We start from the raw sequence: 21,338 nt of genomic DNA, 5'->3' as shown, positions 1-21,338 counted from the left end.
GCCGGCGGCCCGGTTGGGCCGCCGGAGGGATGGACAGGAAGAATTTTCTGATCCGGCGACCATATGGCGGCTTCGATGGGGCTTGCTTCGGTATCGCGATCACGGTTACCACGGCTGCGACGAAGGTGCCGGATCATCTGAACGACCGTGAAAAGCAGCCGCATGTGGATCGCAGACAATGAATAAGAAAACCGACCACTCCGCTGACCTCCTTGTGACGGAGAAAGACGGTGTGGTGGCAAGGCTCGCCGTGCGCGGCGGGGTTCGTCGTCCGGATGCCCTACAGGGCTTTCTGAATGCCTTTGCCTCGGCGATGCTCTCCGCCGACGCCTGCCCGACGGCAAGCTTCATCGCGGGAAAGGTGCTTCAGCGGACAGAACGAACGGGTGTCTTCAATCTCGAGGAAACGGCGCAGCGCAAGACGACGTTTGACAGCGCCCTGCGTCACGCCCGGCAATCCAGCTCGCCTCATGGGCGCCTTGCGGCCGAACTCGCCCAGCTCAGCCGATATGTCGTCTGGCAAAGCGGCCGGTCCGGTCCGTTCGCGAGCGTGAACTTCTCGAAGGCCCATGCGCACAGCGTCCTGGTTGGTCCGTCGGGTATCGAAACACGCCCGGACATTCGCATTTGCTTGATCCTCATGGAACCATACACGCGGTTTCCCGATAATGTGCAGGCCCGTTCCAAGGCCTTCGTGCTTCTGAGCCCCTCCGAGATTTGCATCGATGGCGATGCGTGGCTAAGGGCTGACGCCGGGTCGGTGTTTTCGGTCGAGGCCGGACAGGCATTCGCGATACGATGCACGTCTCAGCCGTTGCTCGCCATATGGTGCCAGCTCGAGGAAGGCTTCAAGTAGCCGGCCCGACGTGCCCTTCGAGGCTCCACGATCGCGACGCGTGAAGCGTCACATCCGGCTTGGCCGAGGGCTGGCCGGAAGGCCCACCGCAAGCCAACCCGTCGGTGACCCCGTCACTGCCATTCAAGCACGACCTTGCCCGAGTTTCCGCTCCGCATGATGTCGAAACCGCGCTCGAAATCCTGAACCGCCATTCGATGGGTTATGACCTTTCGGACGTCCAATCCGCTCTGCAGCATCGAGAGCATCTTGTGCCAGGTTTCGAACATCTCGCGCCCGTATATTCCCTTGATGACAAGCATCTTGAACACGATCCTGGTCCAGTCCACCGTCGTCGGCCCACTTGGGATTCCGAGCATCGCTATCTTGCCGCCGACAACCATGTGATCGACCATCTGGTTGAATGCCGCGGGAGAACCGCTCATCTCGAGACCGACGTCGAACCCCTCCTTCATGCCAAGTCGCCGGGTTACGGAGCCGAGGTCTTCGGCCGAGACATCGACCGGCTGTACATCGGCGACCTGCCCGGCCAGGGAGAGGCGATAGGGGTTGACGTCGGTGATGACGACGTGGCGGGCACCCGCATGCCGGGCGACGGCCGCCGCCATGATGCCGATCGGCCCGGCGCCGGTGATCATGACGTCCTCGCCCACGAGATCGAAGGACAGCGCGGTGTGGACCGCGTTGCCCAGCGGATCGAGGATCGCGCCCAGTTCGTCATCGATCTCATCCGGCAGGGGAATGACGTTGAAGGCCGGCACCTTGACGAACTCGGCGAACGCTCCGGGGATGTTGACCCCGATGCCGGCGGTATCAGGTGCGAGATGGAACTTGCCGCCGCGCGCGGCGCGGCTACCGAGGCCGATCACATGCCCCTCTCCCGAAACCCGCTGGCCCACAGCAAGCCCGCGCACAGCCGATCCGAGCTGGACGATTTCGCCCGCGTACTCGTGTCCAACCACCATCGGCACCGGGATCGTCTTGGCCGCCCACGAATCCCATGAAAATATGTGGATATCGGTTCCGCAGATCCCGGTCTTCCTGACGCCGATCAGGACGTCGTCGGGGCCGATCTCCGGCTCCGGTTGATCCTGAAGCCACAGGCCTGGCTCCGCCTTCGCCTTTACAAGTGCTTTCACGTTGGTTTCCTTGGATTTGAAGGGTTCAGATCAGCCCGATCGCCTTGCCGGCGTCCGCGAATATGTCAATCGCGATCGTGACATCGTCTTCCGTTAGCGCCGCCGACATCTGCGTCCGAATTCGCGCCTTTCCCTTGGGCACGACAGGATAGAAGAATCCGGAGACGTAGACGCCGCGCTCATCGAGCGCCCGGGTCATCTCCTGGGCGACGGGCGCTTCGTGGAGCATGACAGGTATGATCGGTGTCTCGCCTGGAATGAGCTCGAAGCCGGCGGCCTCCAGGCCGGCGCGGAACCGTGCGGAATGGCTGCGAAGGACAGCACGGCGGTCGTCAGCGCCGATCGCGATCTCGATCGCTTTCAGCGAACCGGCGGCGACGGCCGGTGCGAGACTGTTGGAAAACAGGTAGGGTCTGGCGCGCTGGCGCAGGAGGTCGATCACGGGCTGATCGGCCGCAACATATCCGCCCATCGCGCCACCGAGGCTTTTGCCCAGTGTGCCGGTGAGAATGTCGACGCGCGGCCCCACGCCCGTGAGCGACGCCGTCCCCATGCCCTTCTCACCGATGTGACCCGTGGCATGACAATCATCGACCATCACAAGCGCGCCGTAACGCCCGGCGAGCTCGCAGATCTCAGGCAGTTTCGCGACGTGGCCATCCATGGAGAACACCCCGTCGGTGGCGATGAGCTTGAACCGTGCCCCGTCCCGGTCGGCCTCCTTCAGCCTTGTCTCGAGCTCGTCCATGTCGCCATTGGCATAACGATAGCGTTTGGTTTTCGTCAGACGAATTCCGTCGATGATCGAAGCATGGTTCAGCGCATCCGAGATGATGGCGTCTTCCGGCCCGAGCAACGGCTCGAACACGCCGCCATTGGCGTCGAAGCAGGCTGCGAACAGGATGGCGTCGTCCTTTTGCAGGTAGGCCGCGATCGCCTTTTCAAGTTCGCGGTGAAGCGTCTGCGAGCCACAGATGAAGCGGACCGACGCCATCCCGAAGCCGAAGCTGTCGAGCCCGTCCTTCGCGGCGGCTACGATGTCGGGATGATTGGCCAGTCCGAGATAGTTGTTCGCGCAGAGATTAATCGCCCGGCGCGTTTCATCTAAGGAAACAACCTCGATGCGCCCTCCCTGGGGGGATGCCATGAGGCGTTCACGTTTGTAGAGACCGTCGCTCTCGATATCCGCGAGCACGCTTTTGATATGGTCTAGAAAGGTCGACATCGGACACTCCGCCTGATTGGAGATTCCGATATATAGGATATATATTTTTCAGTATAGTGGATTTTTATCGATAGACGAGCATCAGCATACCGCGCGCGATCTTGGCCGACTTGTTTGCAATATGATGAGGGACATCAGCGGGATAGCGCGCGGTCTCACCGGATTTCATGTCCTTTGTCGTGCCTCCGCTGGCGATCTCGAAGCCACTCGTCAAGGCGGTGAAATGCTCGAACGCACCGGGCGCATGGGGAGCGCTGTCAAGAATTCCGCCGGGCTGGATTTCGACTTCGTACCACTCGGTGCTTCCCGCCATTCGCGCGGGGCTCAGGATCCTCAACCGGCAGCGTCCGTCGTCGCTTCGTATTTCCGGCGTATGCGCCGTGCTCTGTATTTCGATCGGGCTTGGCTCGACCGGCGCGGTGCCGCCTTCGAGCAAATCGGCGAAATCGATCTTCAAGGCCCTCGTCAGGTTCCAGACCACGGCGAAGGTCGGATTGGCCTGACCGCGCTCGATCTGCGAAAGCATCGATTTCGAGACCCCCGAAACCGCGGAGAGTTGCGCGAGGGTGAGGTTTCTGCTCTTTCGCTGGCGCTGGAGCAACGGGCCGAGTTGCGGTGTGTTGATGTTTTCCATGGTTCAGGATATTGCATTACAGGATACTGGATATAAAACACGATTTTTCGGCTCATGTCGAGTGCACGGCATTCCGAAACCTCAATCCACCACGGAGACGTTCTGCCGGCAATCAAAGCATTCGCGACGCTACCGGGTCAAGCCGCCGACAATTGTCCAGGCGGCGTGGCGCGCGGTGATCTCGACATCGGATTGACCGGCCCGATATCGAAAATCTTTCACAGTCCGACGACGACAGTTTTGCCCCATAACGACAGATTTGAATGGAGAGGTCCCATGCGCGTAAGCATTCTCGGAGCAGGAGCAATTGCCTTTGGCGTTGCCGCCTACCTGTCGAAGGAGGGTTTCAGCCCGACCCTGTGGTCACCATCCGGAGAACGCACGCGCGCACTTGCTTCGGGAGAGCCGCTGGTCGCGACGGGCGCTGTCGAAACCACGGCCACCGTGCGCGTGGCCGGGGAATGCCGGGAAGCCGTCGAGGACGCCGACGTGGTCATGATCGCACTCCCTGCTTATGGCCACAAGAAGGTCATCGACGCGGCCGTCCCCTACCTGAAGGCCGGAACGCCGGTGATCATCAGTTCGCACAGCTCTTTCGGCGCGCTTTACCTCTCGCAGCAGCTTGCCCATCGGCAGGTGAGCCTCCCCATCATCGTGTGGGGCACCACACTGGTCACCGGCAGACAGAGCAGCCCCACCAGCGTTCAGGTGGCGACGGTCCGGCAAAAGCTCGACGTCGCCACCCTGCCCGCGAGCGCCGCCGACGAAGGCTTCGAACTGTGCACCAAACTTTTCGGCGACCGCTTCGTTCGCCGGGACGGCCTCCTCGCCATCGCCCTCAGCAATCTCAACCCGCAGAACCATCTCGGCATCGCGCTTCTCAACCTGACGCGCATGGAGAAGGGCGAAACGTGGAGCCAGGGCGGCAATGTGACGCCCGCGGTGGGGCGCTTCATCGAAGCGCTCGACGCGGAAAGGCTCGCGATCGCCGGTCACTTCGGAATTTCGGTCCGCACGGTCGAGGAACATTTTTCGCTGTCGTTTCATGTGCCGATGGGCACCGTCTCGGAAATGAACCAGGAAATGGACCGACAGGGGCGCGGCGGCCTTGGGCCGACAACAATCGAAAGCCGCTACATTCTCGAGGACTTTCCATTCGGGATCTTTCCGACCGCGGTCCTGGGGAAGATCATCGGTCGGCCCGCGGTGCTTCACGAGTCCGGCATTTCGATCATGTCCGCGGCCTATGGCCGTGACCTGACCGCCGACAATGATCTTCTTCCGGCGCTTTCGATCGAAGGCATGTCGGCGGAGGATCTGCAAAGCATTTGCCGAAACGGCTACCAGGACTGAACGACACCCCGTCGTCATAGCCGCACAGTCATAGACACGCGACTATCTAGCCTGTGGCCACAGCGGCGCCGGCTGTAAGCGCGGAGTACGGCATTGGCTTCGTACTCCGCGCTCATCGCGGCGCGGAGTAGACCCGGCCCGCGCAAGGACGTCCAAACTCACTTTTCCTCAAACGGTCAAGCCCGGCGCAGGCACCTGCGCGTCGGGCATTTTCGCATGTGGGTACCTGCCTGGCGGGCAAAAACGGTGCCGTACACCAGAGTGCCGTTTCCGCTTGACAGATATCAAAAGTGAATGGAATGATACCACTCATTCGAAAAGTGCATGTAGGTGGTTATGGAAACGCGTGACCTTCAAACCTTCCTTGCCGTTGCTGCCAGTGGCAGCATCACGAAGGCGGCCGACCTGCTCGGCCGGTCCCAGCCATCCGTCACGCGAACCATTCAAGACCTGGAAACGGAGCTGGGCTTCGAGTTGCTGCACCGCATCGGGCGCAGGGTACAGTTGTCCGAGGAAGGCGTTGCGTTCGAGGAAGAGGCCCGCCGCCTCCTCATGTCGTTCAGCGAACTTGCCGCCCGCGCCAAGACGATCGCCGCCGGAAAGGGGCGAATTCTCCAGATCGTGGCGACATCGGCCATCGGCACGGGGCTGATCCCGCGTGCGATGGCCGAGCTGAAGGATGTCCAGCTTCCGCACGAGACGCACCTTGGGCAGTTCATTCCCTCGGTGGTCGCCCAGGAGGTGCGGGGCGGAAGGGCCGAACTCGGTTTCTCGAGCATGCCTTTGGATACGCCAGGGCTGGACGTCCTGCGCCTCTATTCCGCGCCCGACGTCGCGGCCCTGCATGAAGACGATCCGCTCGCGAAGCTCGATATCGTGCCGTTGACGGAATTGGCGGGAAGGCGCGTGGCGACCCTTCTCAACCCCTTGCGCTTCCAGCTTCACATCGCGCGGGCGCTTGCCGCGCGCGGGATCGAAACCGGCCCGGTCATCCGGACCAACACGGCATACGGCGCATTGCAGATCGTCCGCCAGGCCGGCATTCCGGCCATCATCGATCCGGTAACCGCCTACGGCATCAGCCAGCCCGGCGTCATCATACGGCCGATCGACGAAACGGTGCCTTTCTACTGGGGTGTCCTCGCGGCATCGAAAAAGCCTCTGCGACCGGTCGCGCAGGCGCTGATCGAAGCCGTCGAAGCCGTTGCCGAGCGATCGATCGTCGGCTTCGCCAAGCTCGACCCCTCGGTGGCCGGGCAATTGGTGACCAGCAACCCGGTGGATTCCAATAACGGAAAAGACACATGACGTATGTACAAAGCCCCTCCCTGCCCATCGGTCTCGCCCTGCTGGAGGAGCAGTTGGCTCGGGACCTCGAGTACCTGGAACTGCCCGGCAAGCCCTGGGTTCCGGAACGTTCGAGCGGCGGCCAGCCCGTCAGGGACGTCGTCGTCATCGGCGCCGGGATGTGCGGGCTCGCGGCAACCGCCAAGATGGTGCTGACGGGCATTACCAACATCGTCGCCTACGACGCCGCACCCGCGGGTCTCGAAGGGCCGTGGGAAACCTTTGCGCGGATGCAGACGCTGCGGTCTCCCAAAACCCTGCACGGCCCCGCTCTGGGCCTGCCGCAACTCACCTTCCGTGCCTGGTTCACGGCGCAGTGGGGTACGCAGGCCTGGGATGCGCTCGACAAGATCCCCAAGGGCCAGTGGATGGATTACCTCGTCTGGTATCGCCGCGTCCTGAATTTGCCGATCGTCAACGGCGTGCGGATGACCGCAATCAAGCGGTCCGGCGATCTCATCCAGATCGACATCGAGGGCGCCGAAACCGGTCCGGTCCTCACCCGCAGACTGGTTCTCGCCACCGGCCGTTCGGGCCTCGGCGGTTTTGCCGTCCCGGATTTCCTGCAGGGTATCGACCGCACTTACTGGGCCCATTCCGCCGACGAGATCGACTTCGATGCGCTGAGAGGCAAGCGGGTGGCCGTCATCGGCGCCGGCGCTTCGTCGATGGACAACGCGGCGACGGCCCTGGAAGCCGGCGCGAAATCGGTCGATCTCCTGATCCGCCGAAAGCAGATGCCGCGCATCAACAAGATGACGGGAATCGGCAGCCAGGGCGTCGTGCATGGCATGCATCAGGTTCCCGATAGCTGGAAGTGGAAGTTCGTGGACTATACGTCGGCGACGCAGACGCCACCGCCGCGCTCCTCGACGCTGCGCGTGTCCCGTCACGCCAACGCCCGGTTCCTGCTTGATTGCGGTATCCTGGCCGTCAGACAGGATAGCGATGGGCTGCTCATCGAAACCACGCAAGGACCGCTACGCTACGACTTCCTCGTGGCTGCCACCGGCTTCTTGAACGACTTCAACGGCCGCCCCGAATTCTCCGCCATCGCGCCGTTCATCCGCACATGGGCGGACGGCCGCTACACGCCCGACATGGGGCCGCAGCGCCCGAGCATGGCCGACGCGCCGGACCTCGGCCCCTCTTTCGAATTCAGGGAGCGGGTCGCCGGGACCTGCCCGATGCTGGCGAACATCTACTGCTTCAATGACGCGGCGATGCTGACGCACGGCAAGGTCTCCGGTGACATCCCGGCGGTGAGCGCCGGGGCGGACCGCCTGGTTCGCGGCATTGCCGCATCACTCTTCGCCGAAGACGTGGAAACACATTTTGCCAATCTCGTCGCCTTCGACACTCCCGAACTGATGGGAGACGAGTGGGTGGACGCCACACCCCTGTTGCGGAAGGAGAATGCGTAGTGACCGACGCCATGGACAAGATCGCGGGGCTTGCGCCTGACGATCCAATCTACGCCGCCCGGCGGCTTCGCCCGGAGTTCGTGGAGGGAGCGGAACTATGCCGGGTGGCCGTATTGCATCCCGCAAACGGCCACGGCATCGACACTGGACTGCGCCTCTCGCTTGCCTACCGCATGGCCGTCCTCAACGCCGATCAATCCCTTATCAGGGACTACGGCGACCAGCTGTCGGAAATCGGCGCGTCGGAAGAGCTGATGGCGCTCGCCCGTGGAGCGACGGACCTTGCCGAACCGCTTGCCACGATCGCCAGGCATGTCGACCTCGTCACGCTGACGCCGATCGACGCCGCGGCGAGCGACATCGCCCGCCTTCAATCGGCGGGGCTCACCAATCCGCAGATCGTCGCGCTCTCCGAACTGATCGCATTCGTCAATTTCCAGACACGCGTGGCCTCCGGCCTGCGACTCATGAGGTCGGCATGATTTCCGCGGTCCGCCTCAAGCCACTCAACTGGCATCCCTATATCGACCCGGTCGAAGTGTCGGACGCCACGCCCGAACAGCTCGACGCGATGAAGGTCACCCCTTCCGCGAAGAAAGTATCGGAATACGTCCGTACCCTGGTGCACGATCCCCAAAGCTATGTCGCCAGGACCGTGCTGTTCAACGCCATCATGTATGTTCCGGGCGGCCTGCCCCGGCCCGACAGGGAGCTCGGAGCGCTCGGCGCCTCGATCGTCAATGGCTGCAAGTTCTGCGCCGTGACCCATGCGCGGCGCCACGCGGAATTGACAAGGAGCGACGCCGTCGTGACCGCGCTCTATCTGGAGCGTCCCGAGGCCCTCGGCCCACGCGACGCGGCGATCAACGCATTCGCCCGCCGGCTCTCGCAGGTGCCATCGCAAGCCAACGAGGAAGACATCGCCTCGTTGCGGGCCGTGGGCATGGACGACGCCGAAATCATCGATCTCATCCACGCCGTCTCGATCTTCGGCTGGGCCAATCGCCTGATGCATGTCCTCGGCCATGCCGATAGCGGAAAGTAGTGTTTGCTCGCGACTTGAAACAAGGACGTTGACATTTTCAATATACAGGATAGCGTATCCAATATCCTGTATATTGAAAATAGTATCCACGCCGCGCGGCCTGGATATCGGAATGGCATCCGCGAGGATGTTTCTCAAAGGGCTGACGAGAACGTCCGCCCGCAACAAAAAGGGGTCTGAAATGCTCGTGAAATCTGGGAACTTTGAAGTCGTCCGCCTGGTTCGGCTGCCTCGATCCTAACGAGACGCCAACACCTCATAATCAGAAGGACACAGCCAGATGCTGGAACTCAAGAACATCAAACTGTCGTATGGGAATTCGCAGATTCTGAACGGCGTCAATCTCTCGGTGAAACGCGGAGACGTCGTGTCGATCATCGGCCCCAGCGGCACCGGGAAAACCACGCTGCTGAAGTGCATCAACTACCTGGCGAAACCCTCTTCCGGCACCATCGCGTTCGACCAGATCCAGATGGATTACCAGCGCGCCGACAAGGCCTCCGTGCAGGCGATCCGGCTACGCACGGCGATGGTCTTCCAGCAATTCAACGTGTTCAAGAACATGACCGTTATCGCCAACGTCATGGACCCGCTGATCGTCGTGCAGCGCAAGTCGAAGGAAGAGGCACGGGAAATCGCGCTGCGCGAACTCGAACGCGTCGGTCTTTCCGCCAAGCGCGACAGCTATCCCTCTCAGCTTTCAGGCGGGCAGCTTCAGAGAACCGGCATCGCACGGGCGCTGGCTGTCCGTCCCGATGTGATGCTCTTCGACGAACCCACATCGTCCCTAGACCCCGAACTCGTCGGCGAAGTTCTCAAGGTCATCAAGGACGTGACGTCCTCGGGCATCACCTCGTTGCTGGTGACGCACGAAATGCAGTTCGCGAAGAACATCTCGAACCGGATCGTCTTCATGGACCGCGGCATTGTCGCGGCAGATGGCAGCCCGGCCGAAATCTTCGACACGCCGAGCAATCCGCGCCTGGCTCAGTTCCTGAGCACCGAACATACACTGCAGTAGACTGAAAACTCAACCAAAAGGGGAACTACATCATGTTTGCTATCAAATCCACATCGCGTCGTCAGTTCGGCCTCGCCATCCTCGGCGGCGTCGCCATCGCCTTCGCCGTTGCCGGCGCAGGCAATGCACAGGAGGTCCGCACGATCAAGATCGCGACCTCGGCTGAATCCAAGCCTCTCGCCTGGGGCGCCATCGGCGTCGAGCCGCAGGGATACGAGCCCGATCTGCTGCGCGCGATCAACGCCAAGCTGCCCCAGTACAAGTTCGAAATGGAAGGCGTCGCCGACATCGCCCAGGAAACCGGGCTCGCGACCGGCAAGTACGACATGGCCTGCGGCGGCTACTACAAGTCGCCGGAACGGGAAAAGCAGTTCTACATTCCCGAGAACCCCATGGGCGCCAGCCTCATGAAGATCTACAGCCGCAAGGATAGCGGCATCAAGGAAATGAAGGACCTTGTCGGCAAGAGCATCGTTCCGGCAACCGCCGGTGGTGGCACCTACAAGTTCATGATGAACTGGCAGAAGGAAAACCCGCAATACAAGCTCGAAGTTACCGCATCGAGCGCCGGCATCCCCTACCCCAATCGTCTCGACGAAATCCAGAACGGCAAGTTCGACGCGCTCGTCCTGCCGTCCAATCTCGGCGAACAGACCGTCATCGACAACAAGAAGCTCGATGTCGTGGCTTCCGACCCCGTCTACAGCAACAACACCTACATGCTGATCCACAAGTCCGAGGAAAACAAGGTTCTCTCCGACGACATCAACCGCGTCCTCAAGGAACTGCGCGACGACGGCACCATGGACAAGCTTTCGCAGAAATGGTTCGGCGAAGAAATGGTCAAGTACCTCAAGTAACAGGCTCCTTCCCTGACGGCAGCGATGCCGTCAGGGCTCGGGCTGACATTGCAAGAAGGAGTGTTCATAGTGAATATCTCGACCATGATTCCCGAGCTGCTCTCGGCATTGCCGCTGACGCTCGCGATTACCTTCACCGCCCTCATCGCCGGCTTCTGCCTGGCCTTGATCGCGACGACGCTCCGCGTGCGACGGGTGTTCCTGATCAGCCATCTGGCCGATCTCTACGTTTCCTATGCGCGAAGCGTCCCTGTCGTTCTTCAGTTGTTCGTCACCTTTTACGGGCTCCCGCTGTTCGCGGCGGTGTTCGGCTTTTCGGATTTCTTCTCGGCGAACGTCGCGGCGATGGTCGGGCTGAGCTTGTACCATGGCGGCTACCTCTCGGAGGTCATGCGGCCGGCCTATCTCTCGGTGGAGCGCGGCCAGCATGAGGCGGCGGATAGCCTGGGCTACAGCTTTCGGCAGAAAATCTTCCGCATCGCCGGTCCTCAGGCGGTCCACATCGGCCTGCCCGGCTACGGCAACTCGCTCATCTACCTGGTCCACAACGTCGCATTGGTCATGTACATCGGGGCGGCCGACGTCATGGCGACCGCGCACCTGATCATGCAGCGCGACTACAACCAGTACCAGTTCGAAACGTATCTCGTTCTGGCGGTCATCTACTCCTTGATGTGCCTGATCGTCTGGCTCGTCGTCCGCTTCTTCGAGCTTCGCTCGTCGATGCGCGCGCCGGAGACGGCCAACGCCGGACGCGTCAAGAACGTGCTCCTGCCAAGTGTTTGACCGAGAAGGGGTATCAGTAAATGTTTGAAACCGACATTCTATTACAGGACACCCGGGAAATACTTGGCGCGGTGCCTGTCACGCTCGCGATGGCAGCCCTTATCTTCGTATTCTCGACACTGATCGGCAGCCTGTTCGCGTTCATCGAGTACAGGAAGATCCCGGTCCTGAGGGAAGCCGTGTTGACCTACAAGGTCGCCTTCAAGGGCGTACCGATGGTCATCGTGATCTTTCTCGCCTACTTCGGCCTGCCCGCCGGTCTGCAGATGCTGACCTCGCTGGTGGGGATCAACTACAATGGTCATTCAATGCCGAACTGGGTCGTTCTGGTCGTTGCGATCACGGGCTGTATCGCGGCTTTCCAGGCCGAGATCATCAAGGGAGCCCTGAACTCCTTCGACAACGGCCAGGCTGACGCCGCCCATTCGCTTGGGTACACCAATGCCCAGCTGTTTCGCCGGGTGATGTTTCCGCAGGTGGTCGTGGCGGCGATACCGGACCTGACGACATCGATCATGGTCATCATGAAGGCGCTTTCGCTCGGATTTGCGATCGAGGTCGTCGACATCTTCGCCCAGTCACAGCTGACCGCAGCCCTGAACTTCTACTATCTCGAGGCGTTCGTCATCGCGGTGGTCATCTACATGGTCATCGCCTACATCGTCACGCAGGTCGCCGACATGCTGGAACGCAACCTTCGCCTTCGGGCGTAGTTCGCACCGTCGCCGTGCGTCTTATGCCCATGCCGGCATAAGACGCACGATGCCGGGCAAAGCCTCGTCACGGCCTGTCCTCGCGGCGACGGCAGAGATGATCGGATCGTCACTGGCGATCCCGAACAGACCCGCTATCCCGTCGATCGGCACCCATCGGGTTCTTCAGGCGCGGGCCGAGATGCCCCGACCCTGCCACGTAACCCTCATGTTTTCCCGCGTCTTGCGATTACTGCCACTGACCATCCGGCAGACGGCCGTGATACGGCGTGTCCCGGCAGTGGCCCCACGGGCCGAGCCAGTAGCCGGGCGGGCACGGATTTGCGGGTGGATAGTATGCGGGGGGCGGATAACAAGGTTCGACATAACGCGGGCCCGCCAGCGATGCCCCGATGGCCGCACCCGACGCGGCACCAAGCGCGTACCAGCCGGCGTTGTTCCAGCCACGCCAATGGTCGATAAACAGCGCCGCTGGACCGGTCACGCCGGTGAGACTGCCTTCCAGCACCGAAACGTCGAACGTGAGCGTCGTCCCGTCGAGCTTTGGAGACTTGAGCGTGACCACCGCATCGCTGACATTCGAGCCGCCCCCGAGAACCGAGACCGTCGCGTTCGGCGGGTCCTTGTCGAAACTGTCGGCGCCGGCGCCCCATTGACTGACGATTTCACTGGTGGCGATATGGCCGGCGGCGCGGGTTGGGCGATCGGCGAAGATGATGGAGTTGGCGGAAACGCCCGTCAGGACCAGCGTGTTGCCTTCCAGCTTCGCGCCGTCGGCGTTGACCACCAGGAGTGATGCTACCGGCGCCTGCTGGCTGACCTGTCCCACGGTCTTCCGCAACGGCGCATTGGGTACCCTGGCGGCATCCTGCGCGATTGCGGCTCCCGCAAGCAGTGCGATCAAGCCAGGCAACAATAGTCTGATTGGTTTGATGCGTATCATTGTCGAATCCCCCTTGTGAGTTCCGTCGTGGATAGCCCGCGATCAGCCGCCGCCACGGCTGGCGGCATAGTCGATGCCGGCATGGACTTCCTCCATGGCCTGCATGACCAGTTCGGCGGCGCGCTCCTTGTGTCCGCCCTTGTTCGGCGTCGCACGGCGAAGCGAGGCCAACGCAGCCTGCAACTGACGCAGCGCGGCATCCATGTTGCCTTGCTCCGCCGTGGCTGGAGACGATACGAGGGGCGTGGCGGAGGCCGCGGCCAGGACCACACCCGCGCCAGCGAGCACGCTCCTGCGTGAAATGGTGAATTCGGTCACGTCGTTTCTCCGAGTTCGAGGGTCGGTTTGCTGCGATGGCCGGGGGATTAGCCGGTATCGATCCTCTGCCGCATCACCACTTCTGGGTATGCGATGAGAACAATGTCTGGCTATTTCGCTTCCGACGGTCGCGAGACTGCAAAATCGAAGCTTGGAGCGGTCCAGGCCTCTTGAACTGACGTCGACTTCGTGTGTCGATACGGTTCGTGCCTTCAGCTGACCATTGAGGATCAGTCATGAAACTTCTCGCCTTTGCCCTTTGCCTCACCAGCGCGTACCTGCCGGCGAATCTGGCCAGGGCGACGCAAAGCGGAACGATCGAACTGCGAAGCGAAACGAAGATCGAACGCAGACATGCGAACTACGACTGCGGGTCCGTGGGCAAGCTTGCGGTAACCTACATCAACGCCGATCCAAACTTTCTCGCGCTCGTGCCCGTGCCTCAGCAGCCGCAGCCGCTGGTGTTCACATCGGTCATTTCCGGCTCGGGAGCGCGTTATGCGGCGGGGAAATATGTCTGGTGGACCAAAGGAAATTCCGCGAGCCTGTATGACACGACACTGGGCGAAAATGCGCCGCCAACCATGACATGCAACGCGTCCTGACAGCCTGCAATGTCGGCATAGGGCACGGACAAATCCGGGGCTCAGTGAACATAGGTTGCGAGCAGCGCGCCGATGCGTTCGAAGTCACGAAGGTTGGCTGCATCGGTCTTGCGCAGCACTGTTCGTATCTGCGTGCGGACCGTGTCGAGCGAGACCTTGCGATCTCGTGCGACTATCTCGGCCGTCTGCCCGCCCAGAAGGGCCGCCGCCACCGCTCCCTCAGCCGCGCTCAACCCGAACAATTCGCTGAAGAGGCGCGGCGGCGCCGATCGCGGCTGCGAGATGTCGTTGATCAAGACAAGCACCGGCGTGCCGAAAGCGAGCGCGGTCCCGCACGCCGGCAACGGGGTCGCGACCACCGCAAGCTGACCTATGCGGGCGTTCTCGATGTCGTCGAATTCGATCCGAATTGCGCCGCCACTGCCCCCTTGGGCGCCGCCGCGGACAATATCCCGAAACTTCGCCGCCTCGCCTCGATCGACGAGCAATCGGATGCTTCCGTCGGTGGGAAGCCTGGATAGGGAAATCGGAAAGCCTTTGCGTGACAACGTTCGGTTGGCCGTGGTGTTCGCGAACAGTATGTTGCATTCGCCGTCGACAACGACGGCGCTTCCGGGCAAGGCTTCGAAGGCCGCATATGCGAGGCGCGATTCAAGCTCGGATTTGATTAGCCTTTGGCGCATGCTCAGTCCGCGGCGCACATGCGGCATAAGTTGCTCGAGAGCGGTCCTCTCCCTGTTGCCGAAAGCCCGGCCATCGCGAAAGAAGCTCATGACGGTGTGATCGCTGTCTCCGACGAGGCCGATCAACATGTTCTCCCGCCCATTCGGCCTGGCGAAATCCTGGTAGAACTCGGATCGGCGATAGCTTTCTCGATCAACGACTTCATCGGCGAGCACGACTGTCTCCGCTCCTGCTGCCGCGGGCTTCATCCGCGATATGGCCGATCGCACGGGGTCGATGTGAAGATAGTAGGTGCTGTACCTGTCGTCATCGGCCTCGGATGCCTGAAAGACGTTGGTATAGCGGCCATTGCAGTCTCGAAAGCGGAACGCCCCTGCTTCGGCGTCCAGATACCGGCACAGCCGTTGGCCCAAGCATGACCAGTCCTGGCCGCTGGTGGACGCATCGTAAATGTCGCTGATTATAGAACTATTGTCCAAATGCATGCCACGCCCCACAATGCTTGAGTGCAACAAGCGCCAACGCCCGTGAATATCTGCAGCACCTTCGAGCGAACAACCCGCTCCGATTGATAAAAATCATCATCCAAAACAATGAAGCCAGGGCATTGTGCTATACCGCCTTGGACGACATACTTTACGTTACGTATATTATACTACCGTCAGGTTGTATTGCGCAACACGCAACGACGGCATATCGTCGCAAACAGGAAAATAGATGCGTTGATACGAACGCGCGGCGGCGGATGGAGGCGTGCGTATCGGCCACTGAATTGCCGCACGACCTTGCCGGAAGGCTAGTCTATGATGTGATATCCGCCATCGATGTAGATCGTGTCGCCGGTGATGAGCCGTGCCGCGTCGTGCGCCAGGAACGCGGTTGCCATGCCGACATCGTCGATCGATACCAGGCTGCGCGCCGGCGCCGTTTCCTGCGCCTTGCTCAGGAGTTCATCGAACTCGGGAATGCCGGAGGCGGCGCGTGTCGCCAGTGGCCCGGGGGAAATGGCGTGCACGCGAATGCCCTTGGGCCCAAGTTCAGCGGCGATATAGCGGACCGAGGCTTCCAGCGCCGCCTTGGCAACGCCCATGATGTTGTAGTTCTTCACCACCATCTGGCTGCCATAGTAGGTCATCGTGAACAGCGTCCCACCGTGCTTCATCAGGGGTTCGGCGAGATGCGCCATCCGAATGAACGACCAGCAGGAAATATCCATCGTCTTTAGAAATCCGTCGTGCGGCACATCGACGACGCGCCCCTGCAAGCTGTCCTTCGGCGAGAAGGCGATGGAATGCACCACGAAATCGAGCTCGCCCCACATCTCCGTGATGCGTTCGAACACGGCTTCCAGTTGTCCCGGCACCGATACATCGAGCGGCATGAAAATCGGCGCCTCGAGAGCCTGCGCGAGTGGCTCGACATAGGGCTTGGCCTTGTCGTTGAGATAGGTCACGGCGACGTCGGCGCCCAGCGCGCGGAATGCCCGCGCGCAACCCCAGGCGATCGACTGATCGTTGGCGATGCCGACAACCAGCCCGCGCTTTCCTTCAAGAAGTTTAGCCTTCACCGTCGGAATCATCTGCGGCCCTTCCTTCTATGCATATAGCTGGGGCGTGCCGGCGGGCTCGGCCCCACCGGCGGCGATAAGCGCGAAAGTGTGCCGCGCGATCATCAGTTCCTCGTCGGTCGGGATGACGAAGACCTTGACCTTGCTGTCGTCGCTCGACACCAGGAGCTCGCCGGCATTGTTCCGCTCCACGTCGAGCGATACGCCGAGCCAGGCGAGCTTTCTCGCGATCCGTTCGCGCATCGCCGGCGAGTTTTCACCGATCCCCGCCGTAAAGACGAAGGCGTCCAGCCCACTCAATGCGGCCGCGAGCGCACCGGCATTGAGGCCGATGCGATGAACGAAATGGTCGAGCGCCAGTGTCGCGCCGGCCGCTTCGCTATCAAGCAGATCGCGGACGTCGTTGCTGATGCCGGAGAGCCCCTTGAGGCCAGACTCCTTGTAGAGAAGATCCTGCAGCTGCCTGGCCGACAGGCCGTGCTGCTCGAGCAGATAGAGCAGCACACCCGGATCGATCTGCCCGCACCGTGTGCCCATCGGCAGACCGTCGAGCGCCGTGAAGCCCAGCGTGCTCTCCACGCTTCGCCCCTCGCGAAGCGCGCACATCGACGCGCCGCTGCCGAGATGGGCGACGATGACACGGCCGCCGGCAACATCGGGCGCAACCTCCGCCAACCGTCCCGCGACATATTCGTAGGACAGGCCATGAAAGCCGTAACGCCTAACCCCCTCCTCGAAATAGCGCGTCGGTATCGCATAGTGATCCGCCATCGGATCATGACCGCGATGGAAGGCTGTATCGAAACAGGCAACCTGCGCCAAGTCGGGCTGGCGCTCCAGCAGCACCTTGATGGGCGCGAGATTGTTTGGCTGGTGCAGCGGTGCAAGCGGAGTGTACCACTCCAGCTCCCGTAGCAGGCTGTCATCGACCTTCACCGGGCCGGCGTGGTTCGGGCCGCCATGGACGACCCGGTGGCCGACCGCGATCAGGCGACCTTCAATCCGCCCGTGCAGCCATTGCCCAACCAGGCGCATCGCCGAAGGCAGATCCGCGACGAGTTCGCACGGATAGTCTTCCTGCGCCAGTTGGTCACCACCGACGTTCCTGATGGACAGGCGCGGCGCGGTGCCGATGCCTTCCATCTTTCCCTTGATCTGCCGCGCCAGTGTATCCGCGACGGCGAAAACCTCGAATTTCAGGCTGGATGAACCGGCATTGATCACCAGTATAGTGTCCATGGCATCAACCGCCCTGTATCGACGCCGCACGGCGGCGGGCTTGCGCAAGCAATACGGCGACGGCGCACGAGGCAAGGCGCGTGCGCACCGAATCCGCCCGCGAGGTGAGGATGATCGGCACACGCGCGCCAAGGACGAGGCCCGCGGCATCCGCCCGCGCCATGAAGGTCAGGTTCTTCGCCAGCATGTTGCCAGCCTCCAGATTCGGCACGACCAGGATCTCGGCGTGGCCGGCGACGGGGGAGCGGATGCCCTTAATCCTGGCAGCCTCCGGATCGATCGCATTGTCGAAGGCGAGCGGGCCGTCCAGAACACCACCCGTTATCTGTCCACGCTCGGCCATCTTGCACAGCGCGGCCGCCTCGATCGTCGATGGTATCTTCGACGTGACCGTCTCGACGGCCGAAAGGATCGCCACGCGCGGCGTGCCGAGACCGATCTGCGTGAAGAGATCGATCGCGTTCTGAATGATATCGCGCTTGGCATCGAGATCCGGCGCGATATTGATGGCGGCGTCGGTGATGAAGAGCGTTTCCGAATGGCCCGGAACATCCATCACGAAAACATGGCTGATCCGGCGCGCGGTCCTGAGCCCCGTGGCTGATGACGTTACAGCCCGCAAAAGCTCGTCCGTGTGCAGGCTTCCCTTCATCAGAAGATCGCCGCCGCCTTCCCTGATGATCTCCACCGCCTTGGCGGCAGCCGCGTCGCTGTGAGGGGCATCGACCAGTTCGAACGGCGAGATGTCGAGACCATGCGATCTGGCGATCCCGCGTATTCTCTCAGCCGGGCCGACAAGCAGCGGCTGGATCAACCCGACATCGGCGGCTTCGACGACCGCACGCAGAGATGTTTCATCGCAAGGGTGGGCCACGACCGTGGTCATCACAGGAACCTGCTTGGCCTTGGCGATGAGCCGCTCGTATTTCTCGTGCCGGCCGACCTCGCCAACGCTTTCCAAGTTCGACATTTGCACAGCTCCATGCTGGAACACTCGTTCAAACCAAGGTTCTTCAATGATCCCGCCGGCTAGGTGACACGACGGATGGCCTTCACCGACGCCGTCTTTGCCGGCGGCGCGGCGGCCGGCTCTTCGGAAAGGTCGAAAATGCCGACGATCCTTTGCCAACGCCGCTCGGCCTCGTCTGCCAGCGGGCCACGCGCATGCAGGACCTCCCGCAGCGATGACAGGCCTTCACGGCGAACCCCCGCGTCAGACGGCAGCAACCGGGCGATGGCGGCAACGGCCGCCTCCTCGTCGATCAGCAGCATGAAGAACTGGTCGCGGATCAAAGCCTTGAATTGCGCCAGCGGGATCACCGGCATGCCGTCCTCGATACGCCGCATCCGGCGGATAGCGGCAAACCCGCGCTCGTCTGCCGCGCCATTGGCCATGGCCACGTAAAGCAGGCTGCGCGCCAACCCCTCCCGAAGACCGCCGCGGTCCATTCGCGCCCTGAGCTCTTCTATCCTGTCCTTGAGGACGCGCGCATGCAGCGCGGTCTTGCCTGCCCGCCGCTGCGGCCTTGTGTCCGAACTGTCGATGCCAACGGCCGCCTGCAGGAACGGCGATCCATAAACCGAGAGGAACATCGCCTCGCTCAGCATCTCCACCCCTTGCCGCCATGCGTCCAGCCCCGCCACGATCTGGCGCGAGACCGCCTGCTCAATCGCCAGGAAGGGATTGCCGGCGGCGACCGGACGACGCTCCTGCGTCACCTCGTTCGCGAGATCCGCGACAGGCGCCATCCACGGATTGACGTCCGAGAACAGCTCGTACTGCAGCCGCAGCGGATGCATGTCGCGAAGACCCCGGCTGGCCCAGTCCGGCACCATGGCACGCACGACGGGCTGAAGGAAAGCGCGGTAAAGCGAGAGGTTGATGTCCGACACTTTCGCGACAGTGGCAAAGCGCCTGTCGTCAGCCGGGCCATTGCATCCAAGCGCGCGGATGTCATCGAGCGTTCGCGCCTCGCAACGCATGATCCAATCGCCCTCGACAAGGTCTCCGCCGATGGTTTCATCGGTCTTCGCCTCGAAAATCGCCTCGTACAGTCCGGGCGGCAGCGCGTCGATCAGATCGATATTGCTGGAGAATTCGCCGTGTTCCTTGCGGGCGACACTTGCGGAAACGAAGATGCCGAGATGGCCGATCGTCTCGTGCACGGTGTAGACGATCGTCTGCCCGTGCGAGCGTATCTCGTTCACATCGTCGTAGAGGCCCAGAATCCAGCCGAGCGCTTGCGCCGGCGGCGTGACATTGTCTCCCTTCGAGCAGAACACGACGATCGGCGCGCGAATGTTGCGAAGATCGATCGCCTGCCCATTCGGTGCCTCGATGCGACCGGCGGCGAGATTGTTGCCGACAAAGAGTTCGTCCACGATGAACTGGATCTCGTCCGCGTTGAGACTGACATGGCCGCCCCACCATTGCTCGAAGCCGAGATAGCGTGGCGCCTCGGTGTCGATCTTCGAATACAGATTATACTGCTTGGTCCAGAGCGTGTTGGCCGGGTTCTGGTTCTCGAAATTCTGCACGAGCCACGCACCGTCAAACTGCCCGTGGCCGAGATCGCTCGTGAGCGCCGTCAGCCAGGTGCCGCCAAGCAGCCCTCCAGAGTAGCGCATCGGATACTTGCCGCGCTCGCCCGCCCAGTAGGAGAGCGGCGCGCCGGCGATGATGATCGAGCCGAAGAGCTCGGGCCGCATCGCGGCCAGCATCATGACGGCCCAGCCGGCCTGGCAGTTGCCGATGACGCACGGCTTGGCGTCTGCCTGCGGATGCAGCGCGATGACTTTCTCCAGGAAGATCGCTTCGGCCAGTGCGATATGCTCGATCGTCTGGCCCGCGACAGGCTCCGGAAGGAAGCCGATGAAATAGCAGGGGTGGCCGGCCTTCAAGGCAACGCCGATCTCGCTATCCGCCTTGAACCCTCCGATCCCCGGCCCATGCCCGGCGCGCGGGTCGACCACGACGAAGGGTCGCCGCGCGTCATCGACCGTCATGCCCTCCGGCGGAACGATGCGGACCAGCGCGTAGTTGACGGGCTTCTCCAGCCCACGTCCATCCAGGACGACCTCGGGCGTGAAATTGAGCACATGCGGCGCGGCGGCCTGGGCGTGCGCGCGATATTGGTTGCCACGCTTTCGCATCACGTCCCAAAACAGAATGCCGCGCTGCGCGGCATCCAAGCCGTAGTCGAGTGCAACGGCTGCCGGACCGATTTGCGTGACGAAATCCGCTGTGGGGAGATAAGAAGAATACCGCATGCCAAATCTCCTGGTTCATCGCTTTTGGCGATCATTCAAAGACCTATGCAGGTAAGAGATTATTGCCGTTCTGCGTCCGCTCTATGAACGCGCCCTGATCTTGCGGGGCACTCAGCTATCTCGCAGATGCAGCATAGGCAGGCCGGGCCGTTCAACCAACGTATCTTACGGTAGCATACGTGCGTTTTTGGAAGATGCGGCGGCTTTGACCACGTGTCTCGCCTCCGATCATGTCTGCGCGAAGCAATGATCGCCCGCTCCCGCCCGACAGAAGCCGCTGCAAGGCGTCCGGCCGCGTCAATTACACGC

The 21,338-nt window shown here is 62.0% G+C and carries 21 protein-coding genes; 11 read left to right on the top strand and 10 right to left on the bottom strand.

From position 1 onward, the window contains the following. Positions 1 to 178 precede the first annotated feature (178 nt). Positions 179 to 856, top strand: a complete 678-nt coding sequence (locus P3R82_RS05910; protein ID WP_283193392.1) for a dimethylsulfonioproprionate lyase family protein — start codon at positions 179 to 181, stop codon at positions 854 to 856. A gap of 113 nt (positions 857 to 969) precedes the next feature. Here P3R82_RS05910 and tdh read toward each other — a convergent pair whose 3' ends face one another. From tdh to P3R82_RS05895, 3 genes are all read right to left on the bottom strand, one after another. Then, a complete protein-coding gene (gene tdh, locus P3R82_RS05905) occupies positions 970 to 1,995 on the bottom strand; it encodes an L-threonine 3-dehydrogenase (RefSeq protein ID WP_283193391.1) in 1,026 nt (341 codons plus the stop codon). Between the two features lie 25 nt (positions 1,996 to 2,020). Further along, positions 2,021 to 3,220, bottom strand: coding sequence for a glycine C-acetyltransferase (locus tag P3R82_RS05900; RefSeq protein ID WP_283193390.1), 1,200 nt, complete (start codon positions 3,218 to 3,220; stop codon positions 2,021 to 2,023). Positions 3,221 to 3,284: 64 nt separating this feature from the next. Further along, the gene (locus tag P3R82_RS05895) at positions 3,285 to 3,854 is read right to left on the bottom strand and encodes an XRE family transcriptional regulator (RefSeq protein WP_183898661.1); all 570 of its coding nucleotides are present in this window, start codon (positions 3,852 to 3,854) and stop codon (positions 3,285 to 3,287) included. A 276-nt stretch (positions 3,855 to 4,130) separates the two neighbouring features. Between P3R82_RS05895 and P3R82_RS05890 the strand changes: the two genes are divergently transcribed. The 9 genes from P3R82_RS05890 (at position 4,131) to P3R82_RS05850 (ending at position 12,403) form a co-directional block, all read left to right on the top strand. Continuing rightward, complete coding sequence (locus P3R82_RS05890) at positions 4,131 to 5,207, top strand: NAD/NADP octopine/nopaline dehydrogenase family protein (RefSeq protein WP_283193389.1); 1,077 nt, start codon at positions 4,131 to 4,133, stop codon at positions 5,205 to 5,207. 336 nt (positions 5,208 to 5,543) lie between these two features. Next, the gene (locus tag P3R82_RS05885) at positions 5,544 to 6,515 is read left to right on the top strand and encodes a LysR family transcriptional regulator (RefSeq protein WP_283193388.1); all 972 of its coding nucleotides are present in this window, start codon (positions 5,544 to 5,546) and stop codon (positions 6,513 to 6,515) included. After that, positions 6,512 to 7,978 (top strand): NAD(P)/FAD-dependent oxidoreductase, encoded by a 1,467-nt coding sequence (locus P3R82_RS05880; protein ID WP_283193387.1) that lies wholly within the window; start codon positions 6,512 to 6,514, stop codon positions 7,976 to 7,978. The genes P3R82_RS05885 and P3R82_RS05880 overlap by 4 nt, the downstream gene beginning before the upstream one ends. After that, positions 7,978 to 8,460 carry a hypothetical protein gene (locus tag P3R82_RS05875; protein ID WP_283193386.1) on the top strand — a complete coding sequence of 161 codons (483 nt, stop codon included), beginning with the start codon at positions 7,978 to 7,980 and terminating at the stop codon, positions 8,458 to 8,460. The genes P3R82_RS05880 and P3R82_RS05875 overlap by 1 nt, the downstream gene beginning before the upstream one ends. Further along, complete coding sequence (locus tag P3R82_RS05870) at positions 8,457 to 9,023, top strand: peroxidase-related enzyme (RefSeq protein ID WP_283193385.1); 567 nt, start codon at positions 8,457 to 8,459, stop codon at positions 9,021 to 9,023. Before P3R82_RS05875 ends, P3R82_RS05870 begins: the two co-directional genes overlap by 4 nt. 280 nt (positions 9,024 to 9,303) lie before the next feature. After that, positions 9,304 to 10,044: an amino acid ABC transporter ATP-binding protein gene (locus tag P3R82_RS05865; RefSeq protein ID WP_183898656.1), complete on the top strand. Its 741-nt coding sequence runs from the start codon at positions 9,304 to 9,306 to the stop codon at positions 10,042 to 10,044. A 32-nt stretch (positions 10,045 to 10,076) separates the two neighbouring features. Next, positions 10,077 to 10,904, top strand: coding sequence for a transporter substrate-binding domain-containing protein (locus P3R82_RS05860; protein ID WP_283193384.1), 828 nt, complete (start codon positions 10,077 to 10,079; stop codon positions 10,902 to 10,904). Between the two features lie 69 nt (positions 10,905 to 10,973). Continuing rightward, on the top strand, positions 10,974 to 11,690 hold the full coding sequence (locus P3R82_RS05855) for an amino acid ABC transporter permease (RefSeq protein ID WP_283193383.1): 717 nt from the start codon (positions 10,974 to 10,976) through the stop codon (positions 11,688 to 11,690). A 20-nt stretch (positions 11,691 to 11,710) separates the two neighbouring features. Next, positions 11,711 to 12,403, top strand: a complete 693-nt coding sequence (locus P3R82_RS05850; protein ID WP_183898653.1) for an ABC transporter permease subunit — start codon at positions 11,711 to 11,713, stop codon at positions 12,401 to 12,403. 229 nt (positions 12,404 to 12,632) lie between these two features. Here P3R82_RS05850 and P3R82_RS05845 read toward each other — a convergent pair whose 3' ends face one another. Then, positions 12,633 to 13,346, bottom strand: coding sequence for a hypothetical protein (locus P3R82_RS05845; RefSeq protein WP_283193382.1), 714 nt, complete (start codon positions 13,344 to 13,346; stop codon positions 12,633 to 12,635). Positions 13,347 to 13,388: 42 nt separating this feature from the next. Next, positions 13,389 to 13,664: a hypothetical protein gene (locus P3R82_RS05840; RefSeq protein ID WP_283193381.1), complete on the bottom strand. Its 276-nt coding sequence runs from the start codon at positions 13,662 to 13,664 to the stop codon at positions 13,389 to 13,391. A gap of 236 nt (positions 13,665 to 13,900) precedes the next feature. Between P3R82_RS05840 and P3R82_RS05835 the strand changes: the two genes are divergently transcribed. Next, a complete protein-coding gene (locus P3R82_RS05835) occupies positions 13,901 to 14,269 on the top strand; it encodes an MliC family protein (RefSeq protein ID WP_283193380.1) in 369 nt (122 codons plus the stop codon). A gap of 41 nt (positions 14,270 to 14,310) precedes the next feature. Here P3R82_RS05835 and P3R82_RS05830 read toward each other — a convergent pair whose 3' ends face one another. From P3R82_RS05830 to P3R82_RS05810, 5 genes are all read right to left on the bottom strand, one after another. Next, the gene (locus P3R82_RS05830; RefSeq protein ID WP_283193379.1) at positions 14,311 to 15,366 is read right to left on the bottom strand and encodes a hypothetical protein; all 1,056 of its coding nucleotides are present in this window, start codon (positions 15,364 to 15,366) and stop codon (positions 14,311 to 14,313) included. A gap of 383 nt (positions 15,367 to 15,749) precedes the next feature. Next, positions 15,750 to 16,532 carry an enoyl-ACP reductase FabI gene (gene fabI / locus P3R82_RS05825; protein WP_283193378.1) on the bottom strand — a complete coding sequence of 261 codons (783 nt, stop codon included), beginning with the start codon at positions 16,530 to 16,532 and terminating at the stop codon, positions 15,750 to 15,752. A 15-nt stretch (positions 16,533 to 16,547) separates the two neighbouring features. Further along, on the bottom strand, positions 16,548 to 17,759 hold the full coding sequence (locus P3R82_RS05820) for an acetate/propionate family kinase (RefSeq protein ID WP_283193377.1): 1,212 nt from the start codon (positions 17,757 to 17,759) through the stop codon (positions 16,548 to 16,550). A gap of 4 nt (positions 17,760 to 17,763) precedes the next feature. Further along, positions 17,764 to 18,729 (bottom strand): phosphate acetyltransferase, encoded by a 966-nt coding sequence (locus P3R82_RS05815; RefSeq protein WP_283193376.1) that lies wholly within the window; start codon positions 18,727 to 18,729, stop codon positions 17,764 to 17,766. 59 nt (positions 18,730 to 18,788) lie between these two features. Continuing rightward, the gene (locus P3R82_RS05810; protein WP_283193375.1) at positions 18,789 to 21,029 is read right to left on the bottom strand and encodes a DUF3141 domain-containing protein; all 2,241 of its coding nucleotides are present in this window, start codon (positions 21,027 to 21,029) and stop codon (positions 18,789 to 18,791) included. Between the last annotated feature and the right edge of the window lie 309 nt (positions 21,030 to 21,338).

This window comes from Rhizobium sp. AN80A, from assembly GCF_030053015.1.
In the GTDB taxonomy this organism is placed as follows: domain Bacteria; phylum Pseudomonadota; class Alphaproteobacteria; order Rhizobiales; family Rhizobiaceae; genus Rhizobium; species Rhizobium metallidurans.
The sequence above is the reverse complement of the archived record's forward strand: the minus strand, read 5'-3'. Positions and strand labels throughout refer to the sequence as shown.